The organism is Bradyrhizobium sp. (assembly GCF_035570375.1).
Taxonomy (GTDB): domain Bacteria; phylum Pseudomonadota; class Alphaproteobacteria; order Rhizobiales; family Xanthobacteraceae; genus Bradyrhizobium.
This window is the reverse complement of record NZ_DATMLW010000088.1, coordinates 1-10,708: the sequence shown is the minus strand read 5'-3', so window position 1 is coordinate 10,708 and position 10,708 is coordinate 1. Positions and strand designations below refer to the sequence as shown.

Genomic DNA, 10,708 nt, shown 5'->3' with positions numbered 1-10,708 from the left:
GCATCGGGCTGGCTGCGGGCCTGACCGATCCGACCGCGGGTCTTGGCGCAGTCGGCGGTTATGCGGCGCTGAGCAACTACACCGCGCTCGGCGGCACGCTGACGGTGTTCGCACTGCCGCAGTAAAAAAGCCAACAACCGTTCCCGGCGCGGATCTCGTCCCGCGCCGGGACGTTCTGTCACCGAATTTCGAGGAAAAGGCCTTGCGTACCGTTCGGTTGATGGTTGCCGCGATCATACTCGTCGCATCCGGGCATGCCTTCGCCGACGAGCCCGGCGATCCGACGGCTGCCAAATCCGAGAACGGCAAATATCTCGACAAGGAGGGCAACCCGACCTTCCACGTCGCCGCGGACGGCACGGTCGACTGGTACACCTATTCCGGTTACCGCCGATATCACTCGGAGTGCCACGTCTGCCATGGCCCCGATGGAATGGGTTCCAGCTACGCTCCGGCGTTGAAGGATTCGCTCAAGCACATGAGCTACGGAGAATTCCTCGCCATCGTGGCAACCGGCCGGGAAAATGTCTCTACGGCGCAGGAAAACGTCATGCCGTCGTTTGGCAACAACAAGAACGTCGTCTGCTATCTCGATGACATCTACGTTTACCTTCGGGCGCGCGCCAATGATGCCGTCGGCCGCGCACGGCCGGCAAAGCACGACGACAAATCGCCGGAGATCCAGAAGGCCGAAGATTCCTGCATGGGCAACAAATGATTTCCCGGAAGTGGCCGACCGCGCCGTTCCTGAGAACGAACCTTAGAAGACCCTGAGATGCGAAAGTGGAGATCAAAATGAAAACCCGAGCCGCTGTCGCGTTCGAAGCCAAGAAGCCGCTCGAAATCGTCGAGCTTGATCTGGATGGCCCCAAGGCCGGTGAAGTGCTCGTAGAAATCAAGGCAACAGGCATCTGTCACACCGATGCCTACACGCTGGATGGTTTTGACAGTGAAGGAATCTTTCCTTCGATCCTCGGTCATGAAGGGGCAGGGATCGTTCGCGAGGTGGGAGCTGGCGTGACTTCGGTCAAGACCGGCGACCACGTGATCCCGCTCTACACGCCTGAATGCCGCCAGTGCAAAAGCTGCCTGAGCCAGAAAACCAATCTGTGCACCGCGATCCGCGCAACCCAGGGCAAGGGCGTGATGCCGGATGGCACCTCGCGCTTCAGCTACAAGGGAAAGACGATTTACCACTACATGGGTTGTTCGACTTTCTCGAATTTCACGGTGCTGCCCGAAATCGCGGTCGCGAAGATTCGCGAGGATGCCCCCTTCGACAAGAGTTGCTACATCGGTTGCGGTGTGACGACGGGCGTCGGCGCGGTGGTGAACACCGCCAAGGTCACGCCTGGCGCCAACGTGGTCGTGTTTGGCCTCGGCGGCATCGGGCTCAACGTCATCCAGGGCGCGAAGTTGGTTGGCGCCGACAAGATCGTCGGCGTTGACGTCAACGACGGCAAGGAGGAATGGGGCCGCCGCTTTGGCATGACCCATTTCGTCAACCCGACCAAGCTTGGTGGCGATGTCGTTCAGCACCTGGTCACGCTGACCGACGGCGGCGCGGATTTCACGTTCGATTGCACCGGCAATACCACCGTGATGCGTCAGGCGCTCGAGTGCTGCCATCGCGGCTGGGGCGTGTCCGTCATTATCGGCGTGGCCGAAGCCGGCAAGGAGATTGCAACCCGGCCATTCCAGCTCGTCACCGGCCGGGTCTGGAAGGGCACGGCGTTCGGCGGCGCGCGCGGCCGCACCGACGTGCCAAAAATCGTCGACTGGTACATGAACGGCAAGATCCAGATCGATCCGATGATCACCCACGTCCTCAAGCTTGAGGAGATCAACAGGGGTTTCGACCTGATGCATGAGGGCAAGTCGATCCGTTCGGTCGTCGTCTACTGATTTCAAAACTTAAAACAGGAGGATAGGCCCATGACAGTTCATCTCCATCCATCCATCGACAGCGGAGTCAAGAAGGGCTCCGGCAGTTTCGCTGGCGGCACGTTGGTCTGCAAATGCAAGGACAGGCCGGTCAAGGTCGGAATCAAGGGCGACGTCGCCCACAACCACGCCTGCGGCTGCACCAAATGCTGGAAGCCGGAAGGAGCTACCTTCTCGGTGGTGGCGGTTGTGCCGCGTGAGAATGTCACCGTTCTCGAAAACGGCGACAAGCTCCAGATCGTCGATGCGTCGGCAGTGATCCAGCGGCACGCCTGCAAGGCCTGCGGCACGCATATGTACGGGCGCATCGAGAACAAGGGGCATCCGTTCTACGGGTTGGACTTCATCCATCCGGAGCTGTTTACCGAAGCCGGTTCGGCCGCTCCGCAATTTGCGGCGTTCGTGTCCTCGGTGATCGAGTCGGGTGTCGACCCGTCGCAGATGTCAGGCATCAGGTCACGCTTCAAGGAGATCGGACTGGAGCCTTATGACTGCCTGTCTCCGGTGCTCATGGATGCGATTGCGACCCACGTGGCGAAATCAAAGGCCAAGGCGGCGTGAACCGGGTTTGATTCGGTGACGGCGGCGAACGCCGCCACCCGTCGAAAGCGATGCGGCACAGGGCAGGCGGCCCTACTGACAAGCCTTGTTCGCTGCTTTGGGCACGGTCAGAAAAACAATGGTGGCGGGCGCGATCGCCGAAGCGCCCGCCACTATTGGCAGGCCTGCGATGGGCGGCAGGTCGCCCCGCGGTCCCATTTGAAGCGGAACGCCGTTGAGCAGCACGCCCTTGTCCTGCACGCGCGTTGCTTGCAACTCATAGCGCTCGGCCGTCACCGGCAAAATCACCGCGTGCGATGCCTCTCCGACATTGATGATGAGAACGCTGATGCCGCCGGGTACTCCGCGCTGGCAATGCGCATAGAGGCGAAGCCCCGTCGTCACGGGCACGCCGGGATCGAGCACGACGTCTCCCATCAGGCGTCGCCACAATAATGCACTCCAGAAGTTCGGCCGCGGCTCAAACGTTCTTTCGTCCAGCAGCCCGTAGTCGCTCGCCGCGAGCGTATTGTGCATCACGACCTCAACGCCCCCCGCGGCCAGCCGGCCGAGCTGGTCGAGATATCTGAACGTATCTAGGAAGGTCGCGTCCCACCGGTTGCCGCCGCACGCTGCTTCCGCTGTCTCGGTCAGCCAGATTGGTTTTCCGGGTGCGAAAGTATCCCGCAGAGACCGGTAAAAGGCGAGGGTCCGATCGGTCTGAGCCAGCCGCTGTTCGGAATGCGCTTCCGCGGGCAAGCTGCGGCCGCTGCAGCGCTCGGAAACCGTCCCGTAATAGTGATACGAAATTGCATCGAAGCTGCCGACAGCCGATGCGACTAGTTCGGACGCAGACGCGGCCTCGCCGGCGGTCCCCGGGGCCAGGATCAGGATTTCGGGAAAGCTTTCCTTCACAAGCGCAACGAATGCCCTGAAGTCGCGTGTATAGGAGGCCACGTCGCTACTGGCCGCGCTGCGACCGTTTACTGCGATGTTCGGCTCGTTCATGAACTCCGCCGCGACGATGCGTCCCCCGATCGCGCGGGTGTAGGTGAGCAAGCGGCGCGCCTGATCCGGTGACCAGATGCCGGCGGCGTCGCGGGTGCCCGGGCTAACGGCGAACGAAGTCACGATCTCCGCACCCACAGCTTTCGAGAAATCGACCAACCCTTGCCATTGCTCCCGGCTTAGCACTCCATCGAATCCGGCTGGAGGTCGAGAGGCCGAGTCCGGATCGGCGAAATAGGTGGCATTCGCCCAGCTGCCGCTGACGCGCAGGTAAGCCGGCGCCAACGCCGACGCCAGTCCGCGCAGCTTCGGGTTGGCAAGATCGATGGGGGGCCGGTATTCAAAGTGGTCCGATTGCGGTTGCGATTGGGAATCATACGGCTTCCAGAATCTTCCGCCGGTCACCTCAACCATTTCGATGTTGTAGGACTGGAAGCGTTTGTCGATGGTCCCGATCCGGACCATCGTCTCAGGTGCTATTGCGAGTTCCGATGCCGATGCACCTGCGAAGGAAAGCGCGCCCGTTGTCGTTGCTGCCAGAACACGCAACGTCCGCAATGCATTTGGACGGAACACTTTCAGCACGATCTACCCGGTCGGCACATGATGGCAGTTGGCGGGTCGCGGTTTCGTTCCTCGCTTCTCGATCGGTACATTGCAGTTGTCGATGCGCTGATCGTCCATCCATTTCCGGCCCAGCCGCTCTTTCCCTGTGAGCACCGCCGGCGAAGTTTTCGACGTCGCAGCCTCCGGCGCGGCGAGGCCGATGCTATCTTGCGCGGATGCCGGAAGGGCAAGAAAGCCCGGTAGGACCGCAAGCAGAAGGACCGTGGTTTTGCGCATCGGAGCCATCGGCGAGCACCCAAGCATCGGAGCACCCAACATACCACCCCATTTCCGCTTGCTCGCGGGAACCCGCAAGAGGCGAATCCGTTTTTTCCGGACCAGACCGGAGAGCCGGTAAAGGCTGAAAACGGACGAAAACGGAGTAGGGTCATGATTTCTCGCCGGTTTGTTCTTGGGATAACGGCTGTTGCAATATTATCCGCGACAGCTTCGCCGGTTTTGGCGGTTTCTCGCCGAAATGCGGCCATGCGAATGCTGGACACCGACAATGACGGAACGCTCGATCTCGCTGAGGCGAAGAAGGCCGCGTCAGCCGTGTTTGCGAGACTGGACCGCGATCACGACGGAACGCTCGACAGACGCGAGCTGAGGGGAAGATTGAGCGCCAGCGAGTTCGCCGCCGCCGATCCCGACCATGACGGTACATTGACGATGGAAGAGTATCTTGGCCTCGTCGAGCGGCGCTTCAATGCAGCAAATCCGGACAAGGATGGAACCCTGGACGCCAAGGAGCTGAACACCAGCGCCGGTCGTGCATTGCTGCGATTGCTGAGGTAGTCGGCGATTGCAAGATCACAACGTTACTTTTCGCAAGCGAAAACTTGCGTTACCTCGGTGGCGGCTCTACCTTCTGTTGGCGCAACAGCGCGACCAAAATCCAAGGAGGTTCGAAATGGCCTGGAAGGCTCCAAAGATTGTCGAAGTGTCGGTGGGCATGGAAATCAACATGTACGCCTGCGCAGCGCGCAAGTAAGCCTCGATGGAGATGACCTGCCCGGTTCAACAAGCACTTTCTGCTTTCGAACCGGAGCAGGCGTCCTGCAATCTAAAGTAGTCTACCCTGTTCATTTTGAAAAATTGATTGGCGCTTTCGCTCTGATGAGCGCCCCGGACTGGCCCCGGACTAGACGCCGCTTCCGCGCCGATTCCCGGCCGCACCAAACCTTCAATCGCCACTTTTGGAGGGGATAGGCCGATCCCATCGCCTCGCCATTGATCCTGATCCCGTGATAGGATTTTCTTTCGATCGGTAAGCTATCCTCTTCCGTTCCTCAGCGGCTATTGGATCGTGGATGTCTTTTGGCGCTGCAGCGTTTCGGACTGCGCTCTTGTGCTTGTCGACGCTTGCGCCGGCATGCGCGCATGCCGAAGAGATCGATACCGAGCATCTATACGGATTCATGATCGGGACCGATGTCGGCAACCTCGGAGAACGCGAATTCCAGACGCAGACGACCGGGCGCTTCGCCAAGTCCGCAGGCGGTTACCGGGCGATCGAGGAGGAGGCCGAACTGGAATTCGTGCCGGTCAAAAATTTCAGGATCGAAGTCGGCAGCTCGTTTTCCTATTACAACGTCAGCGGCGTTCCAGGTCTTGAGGATCGCAACCAGCTTGACTGGCAGGGGGTGTCCCTCGATTTGCGCTACAAATTCCTTGACCGCAGGACAGCGCCCTTCGGCCTGACTTTGGCGCTTGAGAGCCGCGCCCGTCAGATCGATGATCTGACCGGGGCGCCCTCACGAAATTACTCCACCGAATTGACGCTGGCGGTCGAGCGCGATCTGGTGGAGGACCGCGTCGTGGCGGCGTTCAACCTGTTCTACGAACCGGAATCGACCCATTTTTTTGGAAAGGCATTCGCCGAGCAGGAATCCACCGCCGGCGCCGCGGCGGCGGTGATGGTGCAACTGCGGCCAGGATTCCTGATCGGAGGCGAAGCGCGGTATTTTCGAAAATACGAAGGTTCGGCTCTCGACAGCTTTGCCGGACAGGCCCTGTTCGTCGGGCCGACCGCATACTGGCAGTTGTCGGAGCGTTCGAGGTTAACGCTGGCCTGGAGCCCCCAGGTTTGGGGCCGGCCGACCGGGTCCCCAGCCGCGCTGGATCTCCTCAACTTCGAACGCCATCAGGCCCGGCTGATCTTCGGGTTCAATTTCTAGCTCCAGCTGAGCAAAGCTCATCAGTATCGCAATGCGGAATCTCGCTAATTTGAAACTTTGCCCTCATCTGGCCGTATCCCCTCTTGTGGTTATATGGTGCTCGCGGCAGAGGATTCGGTATGAACGCAATCACTCTCATAGTGACGGTCTGCGCAGTATTGTCGCCGACAACCTGTGAAGAGACCTACCTGACATATTCGGGAGGCACATCGTTGCGGCAATGCGCCATGGGCGCACCGCCCTATATCGCCCAGTGGATTGGCGCACACCCGAAATGGAACGTCGTAAGCTGGCGCTGCGAATACCCGCACAGCAAGGACAAGGCGCATGCCGCCGGCGCGGCGTCTGCGGGATGAGCCGTCAGGCGCAGCCTTTCGCGGCCACGCACTACTTTTTACATTCGGTCAAGTCCTTGTCCGCGATGGAGAACACGGCGTCTGCCCTTATCTCGATATTCCGCACCACACATTCGCGCTGGTCGCGGTAGTTGACCCTCACGTCAAAGCGTCCCGGTTCTATTCCCGTGATGCGCAGCCGTTCATCGTGATCGACCTCGCCGTCCTTGTCGTTCGCCGTCTGATTCGGCCCCCAGTCGTTCTTGCCGGCTGGCGAGAGCTGCAGGCCCGAAATGGTGGCCGTGGTCAGATTCCAGAACCTGATGCCCTTCTTGCCTTGTGCCGCAAGCTCGCTGCTGCAGGCGAGCGAAAGCACCAGCGCCAGGCCCCATCGCATCATTGTCAGCTCCTCTCTCGGCAAATGCTTGGCCGGCTAATTCCGGATCAGACGGTCGCGATTTTTCGCCTTGTCGAAATTCTTCGCCTGGTCCAGCCCGATCGGTGCGACCAGTTTCGCCGACGCCAGGTCAGCGCCCTCGAAATCCGTACCAGTCAGCGTAACGCCGGTCAGATCGGCGCCACCAAGCTGGGCACCCCTCAACGAAGCGCCGGTCAGGTCGGCGCCCTTGAGCGAGGCAAATTCGAGATCGACGCGCGACAGATCGGCCCCGCGCGCGTTTACTCGCTCCAGATTTGCGGATTTGAATACGGCACGCATGAGGCCCATCGACTGGTTGCGCATGTCGGCACCCAACTTCGCATCCGCAATCGAGGCTCCGACCAGGCTCGCGCCGGTCAGGTCGGCGGCAACGCGCGAATTCGAGAGGTCTGCGCCGTCGAGATGCGCGCGCGCCATCTGCGAAGCGAACAGGTTCGCCCCTTTCAGGTTGGCCCGCGTCAAATCCGCATCAAGCAACCATGCCTGATCGAGGACGGCATGTTCAAGGTTCGCGCCTGCTAGCCTGGTTTTGTTGAGGCGCGCGCTGCGAAAGATTGCGCGGGAGAGGTCAAGTCCGGAAAGGTCGAGATTGGACAGTCTTTTCCCCGTGAAATCGGCCGGCGCGGCGCCTGCGGCGGCAACGGCCGCCTCAAGGTCAGCGCGGTTCATTTCGGCCGAGACCATGTCTGGCGAGGAAAGATCCACGCCGCGCATCATGTCCTGCGCGGTTGCGCTCAGGCAGAGCAGGCCAAGGCCGAGTGCCGCATTTGCAAGAATTCGCCCCATCGGCACCTCCTTTCCCAAACGCAGTAACCCACGTTCCCGCCTCATCTTCAATCACGAATTCGGTGGGGCGTTTCCCTGACGCTCTCGTTCTTATTATAATGGCAAGAGTTCGCCACCCCAGGAGGGATGTGATGGTGTTTGCGCAATCGCTGCGGATGGGCGCATGCCTCTTGTTCGTACTCGCAATGATGGCGATCCCTGCGGGCGCCGACGACGTCAACGATTACCCCACGGTGGCGCGGGCGGAATATGTATTCGGCTGCCTGAAGGCAAACGGTGAAACGCGACAGGCAATCAGTCGATGCTCTTGCTCGATCGACGTCATTGCCTCGCTGCTGCCCTACGATCGCTACGTCACGGCCGAGACGGTCTTGAGCATGTCCCAAGTGCGCGGAAACCTCGGCGGAGAATTCCGATCGTCCGAACAGGCGGCGAGCGCGCTCAACGACCTGCGTCGGGCCCAGGCCGAAGCCGAAGTGAGATGTTTCTGATCATCGGTGTCCGCGCGCCGCCGATTCAGACCGCTTCGGCAGCCTCATATTCCTGAGTTTTCGACCGGCCATTCGCCCTGGAACAGGTGGCCTTCGGTGTCCCTGGCCTCGACGCGAACGCGCTTGGCTCCGTTCGGGACATAGGCAAAGCGAATGTTGGGATCTTCGGAAATCGAAATGCCGCCCTGCATTGCGAGCACCAGGGTATCGTCCTGCCATATCCGCAACTCGTTGATGAAGAACGCTGGAATATAGAGCCGCGTGAGCTGATCCATCTGCAGGCCCGAATTGTTGGGGTGACCAATCATGATCTGGGCCTCGCGGGTGCCGTTTTGGGGCCCATCGGTAGCCTTGGCAAATTGTCTGAATCGTATCTGGCCAAGCCGTGCCTTGGCTTCCTCGGCATTTTTGGCAGCGGGCGCCGAACATCCGCCGGACGCCTTCACATAGGTTTTTGTCATGTAGAGCTTGCCGTCGCTCAGTTCAGCGACCGCGTGGACGTCGGTGTAGTTGTTGACGCGGATGCGGGTCGAGATCTCGGATACCGACGAATCCTGTCCAAGTTCAAAACGCGCCGCCATGGGCGCCGGATTCTGGTCGATGACAAGGGTGATCGCCACGACCCGACGGTTATCGGCCGGTGAAAGTGTGATGCGCAATGTGACCGGGACGATCGCGGCGTCCTCGGCGCGATAAGGCATCTCGATTGCGACAATGCCGGCGCCTTCGTCAATCTGGCGGTTGTTGAAGATGTCCTGGACCAGTCCCGGCCAGGGATCAAAGCTATCCGGCGTGGCCGCCTGAATTGAGCCAGCGCCTATTGGCGTGACGGTCATGAGACCGGCAACCAGGAGAAAGCGGCAATGGCGAGCCAGCATTCACGTGGTCCTTTCGGTAACCGAAGGACAACGAACATACTCGATCGACCCGACTATTCCCATTCAATTTCCGAGAAGGCGGCTGTGGCGTTACGCGCATTATAATCGTCAAACAGCTTCCATCGCGACCGCTCCGAGAAGGCGGCGGTATCGGCTGCTGACCGTATCGGCTTCCCTTGGGCGACCAGTGCGCGGATGTCGGCCGCCAATTTCTCCAGGTAACGGCGTTCGTCGAGCAATGCGGCCGGCCAATTGCTCACGGGACCGTGACCAGGAACCACCTGCTGTGCGGGAAGTGCTGCAAGTTCGTCGATCACCTTCAGCCAGCCACGGATGCTGCCGTCAACAACGGGTACATGAGCGAGGAAGACAAGATCGCCGCCGAAGAGGGTACCGGTCTGCTCGTCGAGCACGGTGAGGTCGCTGTCGCTGTGGGCCACAGGCCATGCGCGCAATATCAGATTCCTTTGGCCGAGATCGAGGGTGAGCGTGCCGTCCACCAGCAGCGTAGGCTCAACAATACGCACCTTGTCGATCAGATCCCCGCCCATGATCCGTCGAAACGCGTCGATGTAGAATGCCCCCCGCACGGCAAGAGCTTGCGGCAAATTCTTGTGGCCAACGAACCGGGTACCATTTTCATCGAATGCTGCATTGCCAAAAACATGGTCCGGGTGGGCGTGCGTGTTGATGACGTAGCGGATCGGCTTGTCGGTACGCTCGCGAATGGCAGCCAAGAGCCGCTCGCCTTCGCGAGCGCTGCCGCCGGTATCGATCACCGCGACTGCATTGCTGCCGATCACGAATCCGACATTTGCGATCGCGCCCTCATTTTCTTTCGTCATCAGTTCCGTCGCGCCGGCATGAACGAAGACGCCGGGAGCGACTTCGCTGGTCGGCAACGCGTCCTGCTGTGCGTGAGCGAATGACAGCCCAGAACTCAGCAAGAGGCCGGCAAGAATGAGTGGGCGAGTGATCATCTGTAATGTCATCCAAAGCTGCATCGTCCGGGGCTACAAATATGTTATTGTGCGCTCCAACGGCCGGGCCTAGCATCCAGCGGTTTTCGCCTCAATTGGAACTAGGTTCACCGGTTCACTGACTTGCCGATGTTTCGCGCGGCTTCGCTTGGATGCACATGGCGGTCCTTGGCACGACGTTGTTCGAGCTCGGATTGGCGGTGGGCGCATCGGAGCCCGACGGGCCAATAGAGGGCGAATAAAATAAACGCGAATAAAATGGGAGGTTTCGTCATGCGGAAGGTGCTTGTTGCAACCTGTCTTGCCGCGACCACGACGTTTGGCGTAGGCAGCGCCAGTGCCAACGAGGAACTGCTGAAGATGTCGGATAACCCGAAGGACTGGGTGATGCCGACCGGCAACTACGCCAATCAACGATACTCGAAGCTCAATCAGATCACGGCAGCCAATGTCGGCAAGCTGCAGGTGGCCTGGACGTTCTCCACCGGTGTGCTGCGCGGCCATGAAGGCGGCCCGCTGAT

At 60.2% G+C, this 10,708-nt stretch carries 14 protein-coding genes and 1 pseudogene; 9 read left to right on the top strand and 6 right to left on the bottom strand.

Annotated features, from left to right (window positions below; all coding sequences use genetic code 11):
- Window positions 1-220: 220 nt before the first annotated feature.
- The 3 genes from VNX23_RS09945 to gfa all read left to right on the top strand — a co-directional run bounded on the left by VNX23_RS09945 (window position 221) and on the right by gfa (window position 2,505).
- Window positions 221-718: a c-type cytochrome, methanol metabolism-related gene (locus tag VNX23_RS09945; RefSeq protein WP_325629516.1), complete on the top strand. Its 498-nt coding sequence runs from the start codon at window positions 221-223 to the stop codon at window positions 716-718.
- 77 nt (window positions 719-795) lie between these two features.
- Complete coding sequence (locus tag VNX23_RS09940; protein ID WP_325629507.1) at window positions 796-1,905, top strand: S-(hydroxymethyl)glutathione dehydrogenase/class III alcohol dehydrogenase; 1,110 nt, start codon at window positions 796-798, stop codon at window positions 1,903-1,905.
- Window positions 1,906-1,935: 30 nt separating this feature from the next.
- The gene (gfa, locus tag VNX23_RS09935; protein WP_325629505.1) at window positions 1,936-2,505 is read left to right on the top strand and encodes an S-(hydroxymethyl)glutathione synthase; all 570 of its coding nucleotides are present in this window, start codon (window positions 1,936-1,938) and stop codon (window positions 2,503-2,505) included.
- 72 nt (window positions 2,506-2,577) lie between these two features.
- Here the strand turns inward: gfa and VNX23_RS09930 are convergent, their stop codons facing one another.
- Both VNX23_RS09930 and VNX23_RS09925 read right to left on the bottom strand, forming a co-directional pair.
- A complete protein-coding gene (locus tag VNX23_RS09930; protein WP_325629503.1) occupies window positions 2,578-4,077 on the bottom strand; it encodes a hypothetical protein in 1,500 nt (499 codons plus the stop codon).
- A 3-nt stretch (window positions 4,078-4,080) separates the two neighbouring features.
- Window positions 4,081-4,335: a hypothetical protein gene (locus VNX23_RS09925; RefSeq protein WP_325629501.1), complete on the bottom strand. Its 255-nt coding sequence runs from the start codon at window positions 4,333-4,335 to the stop codon at window positions 4,081-4,083.
- A 249-nt stretch (window positions 4,336-4,584) separates the two neighbouring features.
- On the opposite strand from VNX23_RS09925, the gene VNX23_RS09920 reads away from it, so the two are divergent.
- From VNX23_RS09920 to VNX23_RS09905, 4 genes are all read left to right on the top strand, one after another.
- Window positions 4,585-4,896 carry an EF-hand domain-containing protein gene (locus VNX23_RS09920; RefSeq protein ID WP_414642970.1) on the top strand — a complete coding sequence of 104 codons (312 nt, stop codon included), beginning with the start codon at window positions 4,585-4,587 and terminating at the stop codon, window positions 4,894-4,896.
- 115 nt (window positions 4,897-5,011) lie between these two features.
- Window positions 5,012-5,092: a pyrroloquinoline quinone precursor peptide PqqA gene (gene pqqA, locus VNX23_RS09915; protein ID WP_084807017.1), complete on the top strand. Its 81-nt coding sequence runs from the start codon at window positions 5,012-5,014 to the stop codon at window positions 5,090-5,092.
- A gap of 319 nt (window positions 5,093-5,411) precedes the next feature.
- The gene (locus VNX23_RS09910) at window positions 5,412-6,278 is read left to right on the top strand and encodes a hypothetical protein (protein ID WP_325629497.1); all 867 of its coding nucleotides are present in this window, start codon (window positions 5,412-5,414) and stop codon (window positions 6,276-6,278) included.
- Window positions 6,279-6,397: 119 nt separating this feature from the next.
- A complete protein-coding gene (locus tag VNX23_RS09905) occupies window positions 6,398-6,634 on the top strand; it encodes a hypothetical protein (protein WP_325629495.1) in 237 nt (78 codons plus the stop codon).
- Window positions 6,635-6,665: 31 nt separating this feature from the next.
- Here VNX23_RS09905 and VNX23_RS09900 read toward each other — a convergent pair whose 3' ends face one another.
- Both VNX23_RS09900 and VNX23_RS09895 read right to left on the bottom strand, forming a co-directional pair.
- Window positions 6,666-7,010 carry a hypothetical protein gene (locus VNX23_RS09900; RefSeq protein ID WP_414642972.1) on the bottom strand — a complete coding sequence of 115 codons (345 nt, stop codon included), beginning with the start codon at window positions 7,008-7,010 and terminating at the stop codon, window positions 6,666-6,668.
- A gap of 36 nt (window positions 7,011-7,046) precedes the next feature.
- Window positions 7,047-7,838, bottom strand: coding sequence for a pentapeptide repeat-containing protein (locus VNX23_RS09895; RefSeq protein ID WP_325629491.1), 792 nt, complete (start codon window positions 7,836-7,838; stop codon window positions 7,047-7,049).
- 131 nt (window positions 7,839-7,969) lie between these two features.
- Between VNX23_RS09895 and VNX23_RS09890 the strand changes: the two genes are divergently transcribed.
- The gene (locus VNX23_RS09890) at window positions 7,970-8,329 is read left to right on the top strand and encodes a hypothetical protein (protein WP_414642969.1); all 360 of its coding nucleotides are present in this window, start codon (window positions 7,970-7,972) and stop codon (window positions 8,327-8,329) included.
- Between the two features lie 44 nt (window positions 8,330-8,373).
- Here the strand turns inward: VNX23_RS09890 and VNX23_RS09885 are convergent, their stop codons facing one another.
- Both VNX23_RS09885 and VNX23_RS09880 read right to left on the bottom strand, forming a co-directional pair.
- The gene (locus VNX23_RS09885; protein ID WP_325629509.1) at window positions 8,374-9,165 is read right to left on the bottom strand and encodes a quinoprotein dehydrogenase-associated SoxYZ-like carrier; all 792 of its coding nucleotides are present in this window, start codon (window positions 9,163-9,165) and stop codon (window positions 8,374-8,376) included.
- A 95-nt stretch (window positions 9,166-9,260) separates the two neighbouring features.
- On the bottom strand, window positions 9,261-10,187 hold the full coding sequence (locus tag VNX23_RS09880) for a quinoprotein relay system zinc metallohydrolase 2 (RefSeq protein ID WP_414642971.1): 927 nt from the start codon (window positions 10,185-10,187) through the stop codon (window positions 9,261-9,263).
- A 273-nt stretch (window positions 10,188-10,460) separates the two neighbouring features.
- On the opposite strand from VNX23_RS09880, the pseudogene VNX23_RS09875 reads away from it, so the two are divergent.
- A pseudogene (locus tag VNX23_RS09875) lies at window positions 10,461-10,708 on the top strand (PQQ-dependent dehydrogenase, methanol/ethanol family); the annotation flags it as partial.